The sequence below is a fragment of the Ferrimonas gelatinilytica genome (assembly GCF_039544205.1).
GTDB classification, from domain to species: Bacteria; Pseudomonadota; Gammaproteobacteria; order Enterobacterales; family Shewanellaceae; genus Ferrimonas; species Ferrimonas gelatinilytica.
Window position 1 is genome coordinate 273376 of record NZ_BAABLF010000006.1, and the last position, 19988, is coordinate 293363.

Annotated in this window: 25 protein-coding genes; 18 read left to right on the forward strand and 7 right to left on the reverse strand. The window is 45.5% G+C overall.

What is annotated here, in order from left to right:
- Positions 1–504 precede the first annotated feature (504 nt).
- Positions 505–1647 carry a PDZ domain-containing protein gene (locus ABD997_RS06240; protein WP_345316145.1) on the forward strand — a complete coding sequence of 381 codons (1143 nt, stop codon included), beginning with the start codon at positions 505–507 and terminating at the stop codon, positions 1645–1647.
- 178 nt (positions 1648–1825) lie between these two features.
- Positions 1826–2755, forward strand: a complete 930-nt coding sequence (locus ABD997_RS14985) for an HNH endonuclease (protein WP_425557056.1) — start codon at positions 1826–1828, stop codon at positions 2753–2755.
- A gap of 500 nt (positions 2756–3255) precedes the next feature.
- Here the strand turns inward: ABD997_RS14985 and ABD997_RS06245 are convergent, their stop codons facing one another.
- The gene (locus ABD997_RS06245; RefSeq protein WP_345316146.1) at positions 3256–3504 is read right to left on the reverse strand and encodes a hypothetical protein; all 249 of its coding nucleotides are present in this window, start codon (positions 3502–3504) and stop codon (positions 3256–3258) included.
- A 302-nt stretch (positions 3505–3806) separates the two neighbouring features.
- Between ABD997_RS06245 and ABD997_RS06250 the strand changes: the two genes are divergently transcribed.
- Together ABD997_RS06250 and ABD997_RS06255 are read left to right on the forward strand one after the other, a co-directional pair.
- Positions 3807–4580: a J domain-containing protein gene (locus tag ABD997_RS06250; RefSeq protein ID WP_345316147.1), complete on the forward strand. Its 774-nt coding sequence runs from the start codon at positions 3807–3809 to the stop codon at positions 4578–4580.
- Between the two features lie 396 nt (positions 4581–4976).
- Entirely contained in the window at positions 4977–5381 is a 405-nt protein-coding gene (locus ABD997_RS06255; protein WP_345316148.1) for a hypothetical protein, read from the forward strand.
- 500 nt (positions 5382–5881) lie between these two features.
- Here ABD997_RS06255 and ABD997_RS14990 read toward each other — a convergent pair whose 3' ends face one another.
- Positions 5882–6640, reverse strand: coding sequence for an HNH endonuclease family protein (locus ABD997_RS14990; protein ID WP_425557053.1), 759 nt, complete (start codon positions 6638–6640; stop codon positions 5882–5884).
- Positions 6641–7415: 775 nt separating this feature from the next.
- Between ABD997_RS14990 and ABD997_RS06260 the strand changes: the two genes are divergently transcribed.
- From ABD997_RS06260 to ABD997_RS06285, 6 genes are all read left to right on the forward strand, one after another.
- Positions 7416–8789, forward strand: a complete 1374-nt coding sequence (locus ABD997_RS06260) for a hypothetical protein (protein WP_345316149.1) — start codon at positions 7416–7418, stop codon at positions 8787–8789.
- The gene (locus tag ABD997_RS06265) at positions 8786–9571 is read left to right on the forward strand and encodes a hypothetical protein (protein ID WP_345316150.1); all 786 of its coding nucleotides are present in this window, start codon (positions 8786–8788) and stop codon (positions 9569–9571) included. The genes ABD997_RS06260 and ABD997_RS06265 overlap by 4 nt, the downstream gene beginning before the upstream one ends.
- The gene (locus tag ABD997_RS06270; protein ID WP_345316151.1) at positions 9571–10821 is read left to right on the forward strand and encodes a kinetochore Spc7 family protein; all 1251 of its coding nucleotides are present in this window, start codon (positions 9571–9573) and stop codon (positions 10819–10821) included. The genes ABD997_RS06265 and ABD997_RS06270 overlap by 1 nt, the downstream gene beginning before the upstream one ends.
- On the forward strand, positions 10805–11584 hold the full coding sequence (locus ABD997_RS06275; protein ID WP_345316152.1) for a hypothetical protein: 780 nt from the start codon (positions 10805–10807) through the stop codon (positions 11582–11584). The genes ABD997_RS06270 and ABD997_RS06275 overlap by 17 nt, the downstream gene beginning before the upstream one ends.
- Complete coding sequence (locus tag ABD997_RS06280) at positions 11581–11937, forward strand: hypothetical protein (protein WP_345316153.1); 357 nt, start codon at positions 11581–11583, stop codon at positions 11935–11937. The genes ABD997_RS06275 and ABD997_RS06280 overlap by 4 nt, the downstream gene beginning before the upstream one ends.
- 187 nt (positions 11938–12124) lie before the next feature.
- Positions 12125–12634, forward strand: coding sequence for a hypothetical protein (locus ABD997_RS06285; RefSeq protein ID WP_345316154.1), 510 nt, complete (start codon positions 12125–12127; stop codon positions 12632–12634).
- A gap of 124 nt (positions 12635–12758) precedes the next feature.
- On the opposite strand, the gene ABD997_RS06290 is transcribed toward ABD997_RS06285, so the two are convergent.
- Both ABD997_RS06290 and ABD997_RS06295 read right to left on the reverse strand, forming a co-directional pair.
- Positions 12759–12923, reverse strand: a complete 165-nt coding sequence (locus tag ABD997_RS06290) for a hypothetical protein (RefSeq protein WP_345316155.1) — start codon at positions 12921–12923, stop codon at positions 12759–12761.
- Positions 12920–13342 (reverse strand): hypothetical protein, encoded by a 423-nt coding sequence (locus ABD997_RS06295; protein WP_345316156.1) that lies wholly within the window; start codon positions 13340–13342, stop codon positions 12920–12922. The genes ABD997_RS06290 and ABD997_RS06295 overlap by 4 nt, the downstream gene beginning before the upstream one ends.
- A 1257-nt stretch (positions 13343–14599) precedes the next feature.
- On the opposite strand from ABD997_RS06295, the gene ABD997_RS14995 reads away from it, so the two are divergent.
- From ABD997_RS14995 to ABD997_RS06320, 7 genes are all read left to right on the forward strand, one after another.
- Positions 14600–14722, forward strand: coding sequence for a hypothetical protein (locus ABD997_RS14995; RefSeq protein ID WP_425557057.1), 123 nt, complete (start codon positions 14600–14602; stop codon positions 14720–14722).
- Between the two features lie 28 nt (positions 14723–14750).
- A complete protein-coding gene (locus ABD997_RS06300) occupies positions 14751–15389 on the forward strand; it encodes a hypothetical protein (protein WP_345316157.1) in 639 nt (212 codons plus the stop codon).
- A gap of 15 nt (positions 15390–15404) precedes the next feature.
- Positions 15405–15743 (forward strand): hypothetical protein, encoded by a 339-nt coding sequence (locus ABD997_RS06305; RefSeq protein WP_345316158.1) that lies wholly within the window; start codon positions 15405–15407, stop codon positions 15741–15743.
- Positions 15733–16410, forward strand: a complete 678-nt coding sequence (locus ABD997_RS06310) for a hypothetical protein (RefSeq protein ID WP_345316159.1) — start codon at positions 15733–15735, stop codon at positions 16408–16410. The genes ABD997_RS06305 and ABD997_RS06310 overlap by 11 nt, the downstream gene beginning before the upstream one ends.
- Positions 16411–16474: 64 nt before the next feature.
- A complete protein-coding gene (locus ABD997_RS15000) occupies positions 16475–16738 on the forward strand; it encodes a ParE family toxin-like protein (RefSeq protein ID WP_425557054.1) in 264 nt (87 codons plus the stop codon).
- A gap of 38 nt (positions 16739–16776) precedes the next feature.
- Positions 16777–17268, forward strand: coding sequence for a glycine-rich domain-containing protein (locus tag ABD997_RS06315; RefSeq protein ID WP_345316160.1), 492 nt, complete (start codon positions 16777–16779; stop codon positions 17266–17268).
- Between the two features lie 11 nt (positions 17269–17279).
- Positions 17280–17420, forward strand: a complete 141-nt coding sequence (locus tag ABD997_RS06320) for a hypothetical protein (protein WP_345316161.1) — start codon at positions 17280–17282, stop codon at positions 17418–17420.
- A gap of 159 nt (positions 17421–17579) precedes the next feature.
- Here the strand turns inward: ABD997_RS06320 and ABD997_RS06325 are convergent, their stop codons facing one another.
- Both ABD997_RS06325 and ABD997_RS06330 read right to left on the reverse strand, forming a co-directional pair.
- Entirely contained in the window at positions 17580–18065 is a 486-nt protein-coding gene (locus ABD997_RS06325) for a VOC family protein (protein WP_345316162.1), read from the reverse strand.
- Between the two features lie 322 nt (positions 18066–18387).
- Positions 18388–18642 (reverse strand): hypothetical protein, encoded by a 255-nt coding sequence (locus ABD997_RS06330; protein WP_345316163.1) that lies wholly within the window; start codon positions 18640–18642, stop codon positions 18388–18390.
- A 234-nt stretch (positions 18643–18876) separates the two neighbouring features.
- On the opposite strand from ABD997_RS06330, the gene ABD997_RS06335 reads away from it, so the two are divergent.
- Positions 18877–19359, forward strand: coding sequence for a GNAT family N-acetyltransferase (locus ABD997_RS06335; RefSeq protein WP_345316164.1), 483 nt, complete (start codon positions 18877–18879; stop codon positions 19357–19359).
- A gap of 25 nt (positions 19360–19384) precedes the next feature.
- Here ABD997_RS06335 and ABD997_RS06340 read toward each other — a convergent pair whose 3' ends face one another.
- Positions 19385–19858, reverse strand: a complete 474-nt coding sequence (locus ABD997_RS06340) for a nucleotide triphosphate diphosphatase NUDT15 (protein ID WP_345316165.1) — start codon at positions 19856–19858, stop codon at positions 19385–19387.
- Positions 19859–19988: the final 130 nt, after the last annotated feature.

Below are 19988 nucleotides of genomic sequence, written 5' to 3' on the forward strand. Positions count from 1 at the left end.
TACATAGATAATGTTGTTTTATTTTTTGGAGCCTCGTTAATTAAATGTGGGGTTTCATTATTTTTGGGTGAAGGTACTAAGTGGGTGTTTAGTGTTAATGTCGACCAGAATTACCGTTTTAAATTTAACGTTCTTAAAGTGGTTTTTATCTGTTACAGTGATAAATTTTAAATCTCGTCATGCAAGAATGTTCGCCTGATCCTACTTTCTTTCAGACATCCCTATGTACGCCAGCAAGAGTCTAAAGCCTCATGTTTTTAGTATACAGGCGTGCATCGGTCAAACCATTCATAATAATTTCTGATGCGGGCTGATACGGACGTTAAAAAATAACTCTTTAAAACCCACTGCTTAGTGGGAAGCCTTGGTTTTCTATGTTTGGATATAAAGTAGGAATTTGGGTTTCGCATAAATATCCCCCGCTTCACTCAAAATTGGTTCTTCTTGATTTGAAAAATTAAATCATTAGAGCTATACAAAATTGAATTATTTGATGGAGGCACCATGTTAAGAATTCTTCTTGCTAGTAGCGTAATTTTGCTAACGTCTTGCGTCTCCACGCCTATGGTTCAAAATCCATATCAAAAATTCTATTATAATAAGGTTGATTCTGATAGCGATACGATTGTTAATCACAACGGCCCAGTTAAACTCATTGAGATTTATAGCTGCGAAGCGAATAAAAATCCAAGAGAGCTAGAGTTGGGCATACTTCGTGGTATTAAGTTGGTTGGTCAATCTACGTTTGCAAATTCACGTAACTTATCGATATCAGAAGAGTTTGAGTCTAATAAAATTAGATACATCCAAGAACAGGCAAATATCGTTGGTGCCGGGCTCGTATTATATTGTGACTTTTACGATGAATCACAAAAAAAATATAATTGGTGGGCGTTTTATTTCGTTAATGGTGTTTCTGAAATTCGGATCGGTTTTCAGTCAAGATATGATAACGACTCTATGATTGTTAACCATATAATTGAAGGCTCATCAGCCTGGAACGCCGGCTTGGAAAAAGAAGACCGGATTATTTCAATCGAAGGAGAATCGTGTGAAAGTCATGATGATAAATGTGCTGAGATACTAAAGGGGAATGAATTACCAATTTCTGCTGTAATTGAGCGTGATCAGATTGAAAAAAAACTGATATTTGAATTCAGCCCACCGGTTTTAATGCATGGTGATGTTAATGATAATAATTTATTCATGCCTACATCAAACAAGTTGGCGAGTAAGAGATATGACCGGTTCGAGAATGTATATTTTATTGAGTCCGAGCCATACCAAGGAACCTTGTTACGCGCGAAAATTGATGGTGATACAAAAGAGATTCGTGCTCTTCAAGTATATGTTGATATAAATTCATTTTCGGAGTGGAAACATTTTGATAAAGCGTTCACTGATGATTCAGTACCTAGAAAATTAGTAAACATTGATTCGAGTGTTGATTGCGATAAGATTAGGTTGCGGTATAGTAATATTTGCCTCCTTACTGAGGTAGTCGGGGTTTATATTGATATTGATTATTTACGGTCTCGACACAATACCGGTTTTGAGTTGAAGTTGTCAGGAAAACAAAGCAAAGTGATCACCGTGGCACAATTTCAAGTGGCCCAGATGTTACGTACCATTGACAACAATTTATAATTTTTCGTTGTCCGTATATCTTCCGTATTTTGGTACTCAGTCGAAATTCAACCGTTAATTTTCGGTTTGTTCGGTAGTCGATCTATTGATTAGGGAGGGGAGGGTCGTGATTTGCAGCCTGTACCCCTTGCTAGCGTCTTAAAGATCCTGGTTTGGCTCGGTTTGAGCGGGGAAGGGGATTGGGGAGTCCTATACTCGCAAAACCGTAGCGGATACAGGCCAGGTTCCTCGTCCCAATCAGGACCGAGACTGGACCGGTATCGTCAAGTTTAAGAACTGCTTACTGCTCTTTGTCACACTGGATAAGACCAACTTTCAGAAAGAAAACCAGTATCACGATGTTTTCACCGATGGGGCCAAGGAGTTCTATTGGGACTATCAGAGTCGTAACACAATAAAAACACCAGCGATTGAACGCATTGTCAACGGTGATGCAGTTGTTGTTTTCGTTCGCATCAAAGGGAAAACGCAGCCCTTTGTGTATGCAGGTGGACTGAAAATGACACGGTGTAGCGGAGAAAAGCCAGTACAAATGGCGTTTGACGTCCTGGAACATCAATCAAAGCCGAATGCTCTTTTGGATAGTGTTTACAGTTGGCGTCCAGATGGGGGGCGGCGGACGAGGGCAATTGAGGCTGAACTAGTCGTAGAGCCCGTCCCAGACGAACTAGATCCACTGAGTGATATTAATAACGCCTCGGACTTACCCTCTGATGAGACCGAGCGTGAGACAGTAGTAAAGGCGAGATTAGGACAGGGGCGATTTCGTAGAGACATGCTCTCTCTTTGGGGCGGTTGTGCTGTCACGGGAGTTGTGAGCCCACTGATGCTTCGCGCCTCTCACGCTAAACCATGGCGGATAAGCGACAACGCGGAACGTTTGGATGCAAATAATGGCTTAGCGCTGACCCCCAGCTTAGATGCAGCCTTTGATTCCGGTTGGATAACTTTCAATGACTCTGGTGAAATTGTCATAAGCTCTAGATTTCCAAGTGATGAAGCCTTAAAGCTCGAGATCAGACCTAATCTCAAGCTCCGCAAGCCCCTAAACGAAAAGCAGAAGCTTTATATGGCCCATCATCGAGAAGAGGTCTTCCTAGGGCCTTAACGTTTTAGGGTTAACGGGAGTCGTTGAGTTAGCAAACTGTCGTTACCGAATCTACGGATAGGAAGCGATTAGATGCGGGATGTTTAGACCGACCTAGATACCCAGAACCGGTAAAAATGGAGATCTCGGCCGAGGGAGGCGAAGATCCGATCAAGGAAGACGAGAAGAACTCGGATCACGAACTTAGCGATACACTACTATGGCAGGGACTGGGTATCATGTTAATCCTTGGAATGTTGATGTCTGAATCAAGCAAAAGGGGATGTACATTATCCCCCATAAATTAAGATTTCGCGTAAAAGTATGTAGCCATCTCTGGTAAGTTGATGATATGTAAAGATTATTTTTGGGGTTTAAAAGCCCTTGGGGCCGGTCTTCTCCGAGAACGAATTGATCAACAACGCCGATTTGCTCCCAAAAATGCCGTCCCTCGCGATGTCGCAATTCCGCCTTGTCCTCAATGCGCTTCAGTCGGTACTCCATGCGCTGCATGCTAACTTCTACAGGTCAGCTTCCAATTGAGTAAGACGCGCTTCCAGCTCAACGGATTCGAGAATTCGTTCCACTCCAGCTAACGCCTCGACCAGGGTGCGGGCAATGTCCGCAGGCAAGTCACCGGTGGAAGCTGCCGAGATAATGGACTGAGCCCCGGATACTGGATCGGTTTGGTCGTAGGCAAAGGGAGTTGGGGGTAATGAGACCTTTGGAGCCGGAGCAACGAATTTACTGATTAACGACAGTGCAGCCATATCCCCTGCAGAGCTTTGGACATCGAGATTTAGTACACTTGGTGGATATCAGAATCAGTGAACCAGCGTGCGAGTTGGCGGTCACGGTCTTTGTAGCCGCGCTTAGCCCTGGCCACAGTATTGTTCTTTTCGAACTGTCCTTTGCTATTGCACATGTTCATCTCCGTCTGATACACAACAATGATACCGCAAGTGAATTGCATCGACTCTTTGCAATCGGTTTTTCGGCTGCATCCACGATGTAAGATTTACTTTGTTAATCAAACGTATAGGATGGAAAGTGGTCGACTAGGGGATAGGCAATGGAACTGAACTACTATCAGGTTCTCGGACTGAGTCCGGATGCAGAACTTGCAGTGATAAAGGCGGCATATCGCGCACTGTGTAAGAAGTACCACCCGGACAAGTTTGATGGTGATCCCGCAGAAGCCACGGCTCGAATGCAGCAGGTCAACGAGGCGCACGCTGTCTTATCAGATCCCGAGAAACGTCGGGAGTACGATCATCAATGGGGAGAGTCGAATACCTATCAAGACAGTTGGTCCGAAGAGCAGTCACAGCTGGATGAAGAGCTGGAGTCCACTTGGCAGTATTCGGTAAATTTTTACCCGGATCTGCTTACGCTTCACTTATCCTTGTCCAGGATCTCCAAAGAGCTGGCCTATGCGTTCAAGCTGTTGGTTGTGGAAGAGAAGCTGTTTAACGAGCGAGTAAAACTGGCTGATCAATTAGAAACTGCCTTTCTAACTAGGTACTTTGGTAGCAATCGGCGCATTCAACTTGCAGCACGCGGATATATCTTTCAAGGGCGGCGGCAAGCAGCGCTTGAGCTAAACAAAGCCGCAAAAACTTTTGGCAATAGTATCGACGCGGATCTTGTTTTAACAAGAGTTCGGCAAAGTTACCCATGTAAAGCGAAGAACGAGCAGGATGCTGATAGTAAAGATGCTAAGACCTACGCTGCAGGTGAGGAGGAGTCGCTAGAGCAGGAGCGTGTATATGTTAAGAGGGGAGTGCTAGCGCTCGTTGGGGTGCTCTTTATGTACTTTCTTGCGATCGTGACTGCGAATGCTTGATTTTTGCGAAGACTATTGGGCCAGTCATGTATCCTTTGTAGCTTCAAAATTTTCTTATTGTATTGCGATCTTTGCACATAAATTGTTGAAGATTAACTTTTTTTGAATTTAAAAAATCGGGTAGTCCACCTTGGCGCTCTGGTGTCTATACTGAATATTGGTGGAGTGGTGTCTGATGGTATCGATGTCGATGCTTATGCCCCTAAAAAGGAGCATAAAATCACAGTGTGGTCGGCTATTCAATTGACTGCAGAATTTGGACAAGAATGTTCATGATCTTACCGTGGTCGGAATAGCCCGATAGCCTTTTTTCACTGTCTCCGGCGAAATGGAGCGGCTCTTTTTCGCCACTTTTAAGGAATTTGCACTGATGCTATTGGAATTAAGGGCTTGAAAATGAAAAGATTATATATAATTTTCTTTTTTTTGATCGTATCAAAAGCTTTTGCTGAAACACCGATTGAGACAGCAATAATGGGTCACTTAAATGAAGAAGAGCAATACGAAATTAATACAGTTTTGACAGGTAGAGTGAATGGTTATGAAACTGACTTAACAGTAGTGCAATGGGCTCTGCTTGGTCCTACTTACTGGCGCAACTATGTCTCAGTATTTACGTACCAAAAAGTTGAATTAGATACAAAAGGTGTTCCTGGTTTAGTGGATAATATTCAACTTAAAAATGGAATCATATCCTTAAATGTAAAGCTCAAAGGACCGGATGATCCGCGTTGTTGTCCTTCTGTCATAGGAGAAAGTCGGTTTCATATTGTTGGAAATGAGTTAGTCGCGTTGCCCTAACTCTAACAAACTATTGCTATGGGCTTGGAAAAGCCCCTCGCCGCAGAATCGGGGCTATATGGGCTCCCCGGTTGTCAAAAGTTACTGATCCCGGTACTGACACTCTTGGACCGCTATGTTTGAGAGGCCGACTTTGTGCTGGCCACCAACTCCAGAAAAGAGGTTAAACCCTGCCTTTCGGGGCGGATAAATGCGAATTCAGTATTATGCACCTACACGGCAGCAGCTTGTACCTAGCAATAGCCGTCAAGGACAAGCTTCATCACCGTCCTGTTGTCACTGGAGCACATGGACGCACCAAGGGCCAGGGAACGTTTCACATTCAGACTCTGAACAACTCACCCTTCGCTATGGGAATAGATGTGCCGATTCCACGGGGTTGGTACCGACGACTTGAGCAACTATCTCGGTTGGTGGCGAATCGTTACACAGAAGATAATCGAATGCCGACGAGCGTGGCTGAGGATGTTGCCATGACCAATAATTCCTTAAAATAGAGCCTACAACCGTGGGCAGATCTCATTCTTTTGGACTTGGAGTGATAATTTTTCATACTCACTCGGTTTAAGATCATATATGTGTACAATGCGGAGAAAGCGCAATATGTACTGGCAATGGTATACCTGAGAAGGTGGGAGCCACTCTAGGGGCGAGGCTGAGCCTTTAGAACGATTGAGTTTGGAGGACACTGCTAACAAATTTCGCGTGTCATTTGAGAATTCCTTCTTACGTGCACTGCTCCAGTTCGCTGCTCCTCGTTGCCAAGCCCAACGTAAAGGGACAACATGGTCAATGTCCACCAAGCGTGCGTCGGTTATCACTTTACCGGAGTATGGATCGTTCCATCGTCCGTGAAGGGCTCTGCAGCCATCAGAACTAAGGGTAACGGGCCCTGTTGATTGTTCAATGAGAAGTTCGTGCCGCAAATTTTGGCAGTCATTGTCATCATCTTGCCAACCTCCAAACGATTCACGTGAATATGGGATGTGGTCGCCTCGTACCAAACTACTTGTTCTTGGTGTCGATGATCCTGCCTGCCGATTGCCTGGTAACCGGCCACCAGCATCTAAACATGCCTGTAGTGTTTGAAATGGTTGGAAATGCTGAGTTCTCGAGTAGTAGCTACTATGGACATCATGACATATCCCGCTTCGGCTCAGCTTGACTTCTTCCGCAATGGTCGCTGGCGAATTTGCGATGCAAGCCAACAAGAAAATAACAGAAAAAACTGCAATTGAGCTCGGTCTTAATCGTTCCATCTGGTACCTAAATAAGATTCTGTTTTGGGCTGTTGACCTGCAAGCAACATGTCTACCGCTTTAGTTCGCTGATGATTACTATCGCTATCAGTTCGACGTTATAACTCGGGCAAAGCCTCGAGAGTAACAAGGGAGAGTTTATCCACTCAACATTGAACCTTCTTCGAGACAAAAGCAGGATACGATAAGCGCTCTAAAGCCTCTCAAGCATTCAATTGAGATATATTCGTCTATGACGTGTAAAGTGTTGTTAAATATAAAAAATGAACGAACAAGCAGGCAAATCTGCTTTGAGCAGCTTTCATTTAGACGGCTATTTTACTGTGCGGGATATGCCAATACGCCAACTTCATCACGACATGTTGCCATGCACTTTGTCAGGGAGTCAATCAGTGGTACGCTTGCAGTACTTAAGGCGTCACATACGTGATCTGCACCATGATGTTCGGGCAAGTGCTGATCTCGGACCTTTTGCGGCATCAGGGGTCCAAGCTGCAAGTGGGGCTATGTAAAGACTAAAAGCTAGGACCACTAGAGCTGCTGGGGGGACTTGAAAGGTTTCTAACGCTTCAGCCCGTGTTAGCTAAGTCGCCGTGAAGAAGGCCATGGACTTATTGGCCCTGAAAGCATGTATTGAGACTGTTAAATGCATCAATAATTTAGGAAGTTGCAGACACAGCGTGAGCACTTACATTGTGTTTGGTAAGAAAATTTAACAAGTAATGTTAAATTTAAATGGCGCAATTGAATATTTTGGATACGGTGGGGATGGATTATGAAGATGCTAACAAAGGCTGAAGCAATAAATAAGCTTGGAGTTCATAGCCTTGTTAATGTTGATGTGCAAGCTGGGATCCCTGCTCGAGACCAGACCGAACATACAGAAAGTGAAATTATACTTAGAAATGAAGTTCTTCGAACTGTGTATACGCCAAGCCTTGAAATGGCGAAGGCTACTCTGGAACAAGAAGAAAAAATTAGGAATGGTATTGACATTGAAAATATCAATCAGAAAATTATAAATGCAGATATACGCCTAGACCAGGAGTTAGACCATCATTTTAACTCTACTGAGTCATCTTTAAAGTCGAAAGGACAACATCTGGCTTCATTATCAAGAACACTACGACTTTTTAAACATAACAACAACCTTGAACGAAGTGCGAGTTACCCAGAATCAAAAACCTTTCACTATGCGTTCATTTTTGCTGTTGTTGTTGTAGAAATTTTGTTGAATAGTAACTTTCTAGCTCAAGGTTCTGAGTTGGGAGCTATTGGTGGTTTCGTGTCGGCTGCGGTAATTGCTATTACAAATACGCTGTTCGCATTCATTTCTGCAGTTATAGTTAGACATTTTTTTCACATAAATGTTAATAAAAAAATTGCTTCGGTGTTGAGCTTGGCAGTTTTGTTGATTTTTGTCACTACATTTATATTGCTTGTTGGGCACTATCGGGACAGCCTCCAATCCGACCCATTCCAAGCTTCCAAGTTGGCATTGGTGAGTTTTAATGAAAGTTACTTCGGTATTAATGACTTTAATGCCTGGGTATTAGTAGCTATTAGTGGATTGGCATATATCGTTCTAGTTATTAAATTTCTGTTCTCAGATGACCTCTACCCTGAATATGGGAAGCTAGATAGAGAGTTGAAGGCTGAAAGCGAAAATTGGATTAGCTATTGCAAAACAGCCGCAGAAGAGGCTAATAGAATCATAGATAAAGCACAAAACGAGCTTTCTATGAATCTTAAATCTATAAGGACTGACTTCAATCAGTACAAGTCTAGTCTGGAAAGATCAAAAGAAGTGGTAGAGAAGCAGCTACTTTTTAAGTCTAAGGTAAATAAGCTTTTGGAAGACGTGATATTAGAATATCAACGGCATTCGGAACGCATGATGCATTACAGAGCCGCGTACTTTGGAACTGTTCTTAAAATTGACGACGTGGATTTTGATGATTTGAATACAGTATCTTTAGAGAATGATTCCGAATATTCGAAAAGGCTACAGTGCATTATTGATGAAGTGGATGACAACTTTAAAAACGCTAATGAAGAAATCAACGAACGAAGACGCAGCATCCAAGAGCGAATTAAAGTGGAGAGAACTAAAATTGAACACTCACTTGGTCTAGGTGAAATTCGATGAGTAATAAACGAGGAGCTTTGACTACAAAGGATAAGCAGGGTGTGGTGATAATCATCATCACGTCAATTGTTCTTATTATCCTTCTGGCCTTTTACGTTAAGGCTATAAGCTCACCTGAAAGAGCTTTTGATAAAGTAACGATGTGTAATGATAAGATGCATAGGCAAAATCATAATGTGATAGTCATCGATGTATCTGATCCGTTATCTCCTCATCAAAAGCGGTACTTGCCGGCTAAGGTTCTTGACATAGTTGATGACGCAGCCAGGAATGACCGTTTTACGGTTTTTGTGCTCGATAAAAGTGTTACTGGGTTAAGTAAGCCTATTGCTGATGTGTGCAAGCCTAAGTCGCCAGATGACGTTAATATTCTTACTGAAAATGAGCGTTTCTTGACGAAAAACTTTCAAGAAAAATTCCTATTTCCAATGAATGAAGCTATTGCAGAATTGGTTGAAGGTAAGGATATGGAAGTTTCACCAATATATGAGTCAATTAGTGATTTAAAGTCTTTGAATATATTGGATAAAAGCGCAGATAAGCGCACTGTCTTTATCATAAGTGACATGCTCCAAAACACACCTTTCGCATCCGTATACAGTAAAGGTGAAAAGGCAATTGACGATTTGCCAAAGTTCTCATTAGAAAGTACAGATGTATATGTCTTTTGGCTTGATAGAGACCAAGACAAAAAATACCAAACTAAGGGCCTGGCTGAGTCTTGGGCGAAATATTTGGATGCGGTTGCAAATTTAAGAGAAATTGAAAGGGTTAGATATTAATGAGAGCGAAGTCAGGGAATCCTACGATAACAGCATTCATGATTTGCTTGTTTGTTGGGATGATTATTACTGCTGTTATCGCTGCAAAAGATCTTCCAAACCATTGGCAGCTCCTTTGCGCAGTATTGGTTTTGATATATGCCAAAATCGTTTGGTCAGACCAGCATAAAACACCAGACAATATCGATAGCATTTACTATTTGGGATTTCTTTTTACTATATTTTCCTTGTTGGCCTCTTTAATCCCGATATCTTTATCCGGCGATGAACTCTCAGTGAATGTAGTTTTAGGCTCGTTTGCGGTTGCCTTAAGTACAACAATGGTGGGTATTGCTGCAAAAGTAATTATTGAACAGTATTACATGGATGGTTCGACCGTTGATGTGGAAGAGCAGATTAAAGTCTTTGGGCGAACTCTTCATCAACTAACTGCTTCAGTTGAGACTGTTTCAGAATCTGTCAAGGCACAGAATGATTACCTCGTTAAGCAACATGCCGAACACAGTGCACTCTTAATCAAGGATATCGAGGCCTTCAAAGCATCCATGAAGAAGCATCATGTCGACTTTAAGGAGGAGTTGAAGTCTGAGCATGAGGGTTATATAAAATCATTGGTATCAAACTCTACCTCTTTAATAAAAGAATTTGACGATAAAGTTAAGCCGCTCATTGTTTCTGCAACTAATGGGCTAGCATCATTTTCGTCTAAGTTACAGTTGGCAACTGGAAATTTAGATGGCGTAACTAATGGGCTTGAAAAAGCAAAATCTGGTCTAGATAAGAGTCATCAAGCTACATTGGATGTAAAAAATGATCTGAAGAGTGGCCATAAGGAACTTATTAATCAAGTAAATGAGAACTTGACTGGTGTGACTAGTTCCGTTGGTGACTTAAAAAATAATATAAATGATCTTTCTCGTGCAGTTGGCGCCCTCTCAGAACTGCAAAAATTCGATGAGCTTGGCAGTCATATAACTGAGCTTGGGGAAAAGATAAATGAACTAAATACTATTGCTGGTGAGGACATCTTCAGCCCACTTAAAAATTCTCTGAAAGGTGTAAGTAGAACGGCGGAAGAGAATATTAAGCATCTTAATGATGTAGTTGAGCAGTCTTCGAAGCAGCTGGTAAGCAGAGTAACAGAAGCGCAAGAGCTTAACATCAAGCTGGCTGAGTCAGTAAATAAATCATCAGAGATCATAGTGAATGGTTTAAAAAATGTGGTAACAGAAAATGAATCCGAGTCGTAGAGTTCAGTCGTTCCAATCGTCATTGTCAGAATTCATCCTGTTTTTGATGTTTGGTTTACTTCTGGTTACTGCTATTACAGTTCAAAAATATACTGATTTAGTTGCAATTTCAGAATCGGCGATAAAAACAGATAAGCTACTGCGGGAAATTAATGACCTGGTTGACCAGCTTAGCGAGAGGCTGGTTGTAGCTGATTCTGACTTGTCTCAACAGGATTATTTAGAAGAGCTACTGAGGTTGGCTGAGTCTAAAATTGAAGTGACTGAAGATTGGCAAACAATAAGCTCTACTTTGTCCATTATAAAGAAGCATAATATAACCTCGAATGATATAGAAACTCTTAGTGGGGTCCTGGCTAGCAGGTCTATCAAAGAACTTGAGCAGCTTCAGAGTGATCTCAGTGTTGCTCGCGCGCAGACACGTCTGCTCCAAAGAAGGTCTGGACTAGACTTCCCAACCTGTTTAGTTAGTAACTCTGGACGGATTAGGTACTTAGCAGATATCACTCTAAAAGACGAAATGTTTGAAGTTAACAACTTTTCAGATGAAGCCGAAGAGTTCTTTGAGGAAGAGGGAGAGATGAGTCCTGAGTCGTTCCTTCAAAGGGCTCAAGATGCGCTATCTAAGTCAAAGTCACAAGAATTAGAATGCCGTTATTTCGTTAGAGTATTTGATGGTACAACAAGTAAACGTTGGTATATCGAACGATTACAGCAGGTAGAGCAAGCATTCTACAAATATCTGGCAGGCACCAAAGCATGAGCTACAAAGGCGCAATGAATAAAGCCTCTGAGAATATCGAAAAAATCGATAGTTCGATGACTGATGTAGGATTGATTTTTCTCGCATTAAGAAAGAGAACAGCCCTCGGTGGCTCTGATTGTGAATCAGAGCATGATTTTAAGAAAGGGCTGACTTCGACTCCACTCTCTATAGGTGTCGAGGAAAAAGGGGTCGCTGAACATATAGGAAAGGATAAGGATAACGCGCTTGATACCTCTGGTTCAAACGCAGACCGCCCTAATGATAAGATGTATACCGATGGCGAGAATGCTCCGCCATCTAACTGGGGAAAGGTCGTTGGGTTTGTTAGAAGGTTAATGAATAGTAAGTGATTCTCATGGCGCTGTTGATTAACTCTGTAATGGCCTTGAGAGAGCTGGCTGGACTGTAGTGACGTCGCATATGTCACTTGGAAATTTCCAAGAGTTTCAACGAATCGCTCGTTAGTAACGGCACGATCACTTTTCCGGAAGCCCCTTTTTTGGCTCCCATTTATAAATCAGTTTGGTTTTGACGAAAATGACTCTAGCAGAAAGCAATGGAAAGCGAAGAAATCATAGTTGGCAATTTTTAATTTTACTGGTTGGAATCAGTTTCTGTGTTGGCTGGACAAGTTCTTCCTACTTTTATAAGAACATCGAATTAGAAAAACTGCAGATAGCTGATTCGCTAGAAGTGTGCGCGGCGTGGTTAAAGGGCGCTGAAAGCGACTTGGAACAGTGCCGAGATCATAGTGAAGTTATCCAGTCAAAAGTCGACAAACTGAAAGAGCAGGCTGAACACTTAGACTACTTGCAACAGCAAAGTGCCTTTCAGTATGAGGCACTGGTGACATCCACAGAGTCTGAGGTTGAGGCATGGACAAAGAGTGGTCGCAGACAGTTCATAACCGGCTTGAGTTGGTTATCGGCTGATAGAGTGCGGATCTTCTATGATGATGGTCATTTTGACGGAACTCTTGATGTACGGGTTGAGGCATCTCCGTCAGTAATGCGTTTTTCGCCGTTGCCACAGCACGCTAATCCGTAAATTAGCCGTATATTGATTAAGAAGAATTCAAATTCAACGGTGAAATACGGAAAATTTCTCAATGCATTCTTAAAGTCGGGGGGGGGGCATTGTTTATTTGCAGTCTGTACCCCTTGCTCGCGTCTTAAAGATCCTGGTTTGGCTTGGTTTGAGCAGGGTAGGGGATAGGGGATAGGTCCATCGTACGGCCGATCTGCTCCATCAGCTCGTCCCACAGACGCTGCTCTTCTGACTCATTCATTCCGGCCATCTCCTCCAGTCGTCGCAGTCGCGCATCCATCCTTCTCATAAAGCGTCCTTCAGGTTGGTTTCGATCTCTTTTATTCTGGCCTCCAACTCCACTACTTCGCGGATCCTCTGTGATCCGGAGATCGCATCCATCAGGATCCGAGCGACATCAGCGGGTAACTCTCCGGCTGCAGCGGCTTTGATCACGGCGTTGGCACTGCTAATGGGATCGGTACAGTCCAGTTTGAATGGAGTGGGCGTTAACGTTGATTTCGGCGGTGGGGCAATATAGCGACTGATCAAGGACAGCGCCGTGGTGTCTCCGTCAGCAACCTTAGCCATCAGGGCTTGGTATACTTGTTGAACATCTGCGTCGGTAAACAGTCGGGCCAACTGTCGTCCACGGTCCTTAAAGCCACGTTTATTTTTGGCAGCAGCGTTGCCAGATACGAATTGGCCTTGGGCATTACGATCTGTCACTTGATTGGCTCCCCGATAACATCATTAGGTCATGCTAATATATATTTTATGTTTCTTCAAATCAGTGAGTTAACCGGCTTTCTTTGCGGTAACCGAGCTCGCATGTTTGGAGGGGAAAGTGTCAATCATCCCATTAAAATGAATGCTTTGTATGTTTTATTGTGATTGTTCGACGTAAAATGCTAAAAAGTAATGGTTTTAAAGGGATTTAAAATCCCTCGCTCCTAGAGCGTGCCGGTTCAAGTCCGGCCTCGGGTACCACCTCTCAGGCACAGCAAAATCAACACATTTAAGCTGAATCCTTCAATGGGTTGGGCTTTTTTGTTGTCTCTGAATCGGCCCAAATCCCGCTGTAATTTTCTTACCATTTTCACTGTCGTTAACTCCTCTTCCCTTTTTATTTGCAATTAAAAGCGAGTACCGTTACAGCAGCGATCTTTATGTAGCGAAAACTCCCTCGTCTATTAGCTATCCGTCGTTGACCGCGACTGGGAGCGTGATTGTCAGTTGGAGTGCCGTAAGCGGTGCGTCAAGCTACAAGCTTGAACGGAAATTCAACGGCACTTGGAGTCAGGTTTACAGCGGTACATTAACCAAAAAAACGATTTCAGGTCTTTCCGACGGCGATTATAAGTTCAGAGTAAAAGCCTGCAAAGACAGTGTGTGTGGAAGTTATCGTGAAGGCACTGTGACCATGGAGGTATTGACGGCATATGTGAATTTGGCTTGGAGCCAGAACTCGGTGCCGTCAGTTGGGAGTAGCGCAATGGTCTCATGGACGACTAACGGCGCTGATTATTGCACTAGTAATGACTTTGCTCAGGGACAAACATTATCGGGTCCTGGCAGTACCTTAGCGACCGCTTTTAGCTATCCGACCTCAACCGTAAGCATAACCTGCTACTTCAGTGGCACATCTAGATCCGACTCCGACTCTATTCAGGTTCTGAGTAACACAATTGGAGGGCCGTTCTAATGGAGCAAAAAGACCATCAGTTACATCTCGACGGATTAAGTCATTAAAGTATTCTATCTTGGCCGAGATTGGCTTTGTTTGTTGTGATGTCAGCAATAGCAATGCTGTCGACCCATGCCCATGCTGCTAGTGTCACTTATGTAGTGGTCAAAAGACTCTGCAGGCGATCAACGGTATGTTCAAGGTTGCGACGGGCCGAAGTAAGCGAATGGCTAACTTGGAGCCGTGGCTGGCTTCCACATCACTGAGCTTGGACAGGGAAACTATGCCGACGAGATCAGATCCGCAATCAACGCATGTTTGAGTTAGGTTGGGATGTTATGCGATTCTGGGTGTATGAGATCCGTGATGATCTCGATGGCTGTGTCGCCAAAGTAGAGCGTTGGCTGAGACAGTCGAAGTAGTAACGCGGGATTTTAAGGAGAACTCCCCATGGAAGGAATTAAAAGATTTTTGTTTGTCTCGGATTGGTTGCTGAGTCGCATTGTGAGGAAACTGTTTGATTTCACCATTCACGTCGCGCTATTGATTGTTGGGTTTTCGACCTTTTGGATCTCTATCAGACTAATTTTCGAGTATGGTGAAGGCCTTTCAGATATATCTAGATTGGAGTGGTGGTTTTGTGGTTTATCGCTTTTGTTATTGTGGCGTTATAGAAGGCAACTTGATGAAACCGAGAACTCAGAGTGGCCAGCGATTCGGGCTCCGTTATTATTGGCAGGAAAGCTGTCATTTATTTTGTGTTTCATTGTCTTATTTGCGTTCTCTGTGTCAGTGGACCATGAGAGTTCATATGTGGCGCTGAATACTTTCTTTGTTGGTAGTGATTTTCAGTTGAGCATTATGAGCATTGTCCTCGCGAGTTTGTATTTATCATCGCCTGAGCACCCAACTTCTCAGCGGTTAATGGAAAGTGGGGAAAACAAAAATGCTTCTGCATTCGCTGGAGCAGGGCAAAGTGGTAGTGTTTCGGATAGGCCAACGCAGCCAGAGGTGAGATCAGAGGCTAAGAGCGTGGCAAAGGTTCACCCCAATGGCGACATCGAGTTTTCAGAAAGTCGTACGGTATGAAACAAGGAAGTTAGGATGAAGTACTTATTATTAATCTGTTTATCAGTGATCGTGGCGTTTATGCCTTCGATAGCCAAAGCTAAATCGTTGTCTCTAGTCCAAAGTTGTGCTGAGCTCGTTGATATTTATGAATCTAGAGATGAAAAGAAGTTCTTGGCCTCGCAGCGCACCTCTTTGTCTGAAAGCTTTCGGGCCGGTTACTGCCGTGGAGTCCTCGAACAGCACAGAGCAAGTAACAACCGCCACTGTTCATCTGATTGGTACAAGAGAGCGAAGTTCATTGCCGCTTTGCGAAATCATGAGGATCGCTTCTCCGATAGCGTATTGCTAAAGAAGTCGTGCGATGAATACTGATGGTTTTACACTCCCCCAAGCTGTAAGAAAGTTGTTCGGCGTAAAGCTCTCTGCTCATACAGTGTTTCGCAATCGAGTGAACTCCTTGGATCGAAGCCTAGGGCTGACGACCAGCTACCTGCCTGTCGGTTCGGCTGCAGGTAGAGCAAAGCACTACATCTCAAGCGACAATCTGACCAAGCTGCACAACGCTATTCTGCTGCACGGCTTCTTTGGTGATGTCAGAAAAGTTGCCGCGATTATGAAAGAGGCATCGGCTAGGCAAGAGAATGCACAACTACTCCAACAGTTGGTGGTGGGGCGTAGTGTCGTTGCTGGCATCTTGATGGATCAGCATGCGTTGGGACGCTTCTTTGAGTTGCTGTATTCTGACCGTGATCTCGCGGTGGAGCGCTTAGCCAACCCCTTCATCACCCTACCTCAGCTTCAACACGATGGCCCTTCATCGCTTATCGAGGCTGCCCGAACAGAACTGTCACTGATGGACCCAAGTGACCAGATCTTGGTGCACTATCTGGAAGATACCCCGGACTCGCTTCAGTCAGCTGCGGCATTAGCTGCATCGTATGAACCCAAGTCTCGGCTTATGGCTCAGTTGAAGGAGCGCATCCTCATGGACTTTGAGGAAGCTGAGCGCTTTGACACTTTTTTGGACGAAATTCGCTAAATCCGCTTGTTAGTGCATTGCACTAAATCAACTTGGCTCCTGTCAGCTTAGATAGGAGCCAGTTATGACAACTTCGAAACTCAAGTCATTACATCAGCAGTTGCCAGAACGACAGCAACGCCGCGTCAACAACATCACCCAAGCGCTAATCGATGGGCAAAACTACCACTCTCTGGGGGGAGTCCGAGTGCGCTGTAACAATAATCTCATTCGCTTTCGCCTAGGACGCAACTGGCGTCTGATCTTTCGCCAGTCGCCACTTGGCTACGAGTTCCTTTCCGTTGTTTCTCGCCAAGACTTTGAGACTGAGATTAAGCGAAGGCGCTAATACAGCGCATTAACAATTCAATATCAAAGGAGAATGACATGACATTAGCTGCTAAAAATGAGCGTCAGTTCGGCGAATTGGAGCCACTGGTTTCGACACTCGATTTTGCTCGTTTGAAGTACAAGTACACCGAGACATCAGAGGCGATGATGACACCGCTGCAGTGGGACGCAGCTCAACTCGAGTACCAACGTTTTCTTACGCTGAAAATGTTGTATCCGCTGGCGGCATTGGTACCCAGTAAACAGGTGGACGAGATATGGCATGCGCATATCCTCGATACCCGTGCCTATCGCGACGACTGTGAAAAGCTGTTCGGACGTTTTGTCGACCACTATCCCTACTTCGGGATCTACGGCAAGGACGATCAGAAGGCCCTGCAGGATGCTTTTGAGCATACCGTTGAGTTGTATGAACGTGAGTTCGGGCAGTATCCACAGCCCCAACGGGATGCGGCTGCTCGCTGCCAAGACCACGCATGTCATGTGCCGACGAGCTGCGCCTGCCGTACCCCCGAAGCCTGTAAATAAGGAGATTGATGATGGCTAAAAAAGTGAAACCACAAGACAACCAAGCAAACATCCCCAACCCCAACAAGGGGACGCCTGGAACCAACCGTCAGTACGATCAGAACCAAGGGAACCGTGGTAAACAGAAGAACCCGAATCAGAAGCCTAGCTAAGCAGTGACGGCTGTGATGTTGAGGCCCCGTGTTCACGGGGCCTTTTTTTAATCCCGCTTGTTAGTGCACAGGCTTTGTCAGGCAGCATATGTCAAACACCCGGCTACTGAGCCGGGTGTTTATGTTTCAGCCGTTGACAGGAGCCGCAAGGCTCACCGGTCACTCGTACTCAGAGGCGTAGGTCTCGGCGTAAGAGTGGGAGTAGAGTTCAAAAAGGTTTCCGAAGGGGTCTTCCAGATACACCATTTTGGCCGGCTTGCTGTCATCTTCCGGGTGGTAACGCATGATATCCATTCTTACCTTGCCGCCAAACTGCTTGGTTTTTTCAATGACCCCTTCGAAGTCATCGGTTTCCAGGCAGAAGTGGAAGATTCCGATACGGGAGAAATCCACGACATGGCGCTCCTGGCGCTCTTTCATCTCGAAAAGCTCGACACCGATACCGTCGGTCGTGATCAGGTGTGCAATGTTGAAGCCCTTGAAGCCTTCGCCAAAGACGGCGATGCACATGCGACCGATGGCAGACTCGCGCTCCTCGACGACTTCGCTTTTCCCCATCACCACCTTAAGTCCCAGCGCTTGGGTATAAAACTCGACGGCTTTATCCATGTCGCCAACCATAATGCCTACGTGACTCATCTTCATAATCTGCTCCAATCTCTCAATGCGTGTGGAATGTTTTCGATGGGCGAGAGTATAGGGCTGGATATGAATATCGTTAAATTATCATCAGCTATTCATACGATTTCGTCTTGTTATGATGTTGCGTGTCGAGGTGGGACCTGGCTGGCACGGACGCTTAGAACCTGACCCCCAAGACGACGCTGTGGCGGGGTTGACTGGGTCATGGGCCCAGAGTGTGTTGAGCAGAGAGTATTTAGGCGGAAGGGCGGCCGACTTTTGACATCGACCCGCGGCCATGCTGCCGGCAAAAGGTCTGGCTCCGGTGGGGCGTTGAGGCGGGATGTTAAAACCGGCCGAGTCTGGAGTGACGCAGTTGCTCGGCGGAGATCGGCATAGATTCCGACTTCGACTCCTCTTCAACGGGTGCCTCTGGGGCCGCAAAGGCGGCCATACGACGCTCCCGTTCCCGGGCGGCTCGCTTCTCCTGCATCTGCATGTACCCCTTGTAGGCCATGCTTGCGATCAGCAACCAGGGCAGGATCTTCACCGGCAGCACCATAACGAGGATCAGGGCGAGAAAAGAGATGTCGTATTCCATACTGCGGGATCTCGTTAAATAATTGTTGTGGAGGATGGGCGAAGTAATGGAAAAGGTCGCGAATGTCGCGGGATTGTAATTTGGGGGCGTTATCCTGGTCAACCGCTGCAAACATTGTATTTTTTTGGATTTTTATGGTGTTCGCCAACGGGCGATTAAAAGGGTTAAACTCACTCTAGTCACCAGTGAGTGCTGTTTTTGGTTCGACCCGATTGACCGGTGGGAGGATAGGACATGAGTTTTGAGTTACGGCCAATCGAAGGGGGGGATAACCCCAAGATTGCGCAGATCATTCGCCAGGCGTTAACCGAGTTTGGCGCGAATCAGCCGGGTTTTGCCTGGTCGGATCCCGAGCTGGATGCCCTCAGCAGCGCTTACAGTGGTAACGGCAGTCGTTACCTGGTGGTTGAGCGGAAGGGGCAGCTATTGGGCGGAGGTGGAGTGGCCCCTTATCCCTGTCATCTGCCGCGAGTGTGCGAGTTGCAGAAGATGTACCTTTCTCCGGAAGCTCGCGGTCTCGGAGCGGGTCGCAGTCTGGTGGCGAGGCTGATCCAGTTTGCCCGCAAAAGCGGTTACCAATACTGCTATTTGGAAACCTTTGGTCCTATGACCCAGGCCCAACAGTTATATCAACGATTGGGGTTTCGCGAACTCGAGGCTCCCTGGGGCAGCAGTGGCCATCCGGGTTGTGATCGCTGGTACGCCATGCGGTTGTGATACCCAGTTGCAGCGGTCTCCGGGATTAGCGCCCGTTGGAGGGTGGCAGATAGAAGCGATTTTGCAAGTAGCAGTGGATGGCACTCTCACTGGCATCAAAGTGCGGCTGGGGCAGAGGTTGGGTGAGGTCATGCCAGATCCAGCCTTCACATTTCTCCGGTTCGCGATTGGTTGCGTATTGGGGATCCGACTCCGCCAACTGCGCCAGGAGCGTCACGGACACGCTGTGATACCCCTCCTGCTGAAAGGTTCTCAGGTTGTTGGCGACGGACACCACCTTTGGACCGCGGATCATAAGGCCCGCCTCCTCATGCAACTCGCGGATGGCGCACTGCTCGAAGGTCTCTCCCGCCTCCAAATGCCCCCCGGGGATAGACCAGAAGGGTGCGTGGCTGCCCAAACGTTTACCCAGCAACAGCTTGCCGTCAGGGCGCAAAACGAGGATACCGATGCCAACCTTTGGCCGGTGGCACTCTGGGACTGGGTTGTTTGGGACCAAAAGGGCGTCTCCTCTTTTCCACGATGCCGGACTGGGACATCGGGTGCGTCGCTGATTTCTGCGGTGTCAATTATAACTGGAGCCTAAGGCGCAGCGCTTTGTTGCCCCATCCTAGATGGCTGGTGTCCGC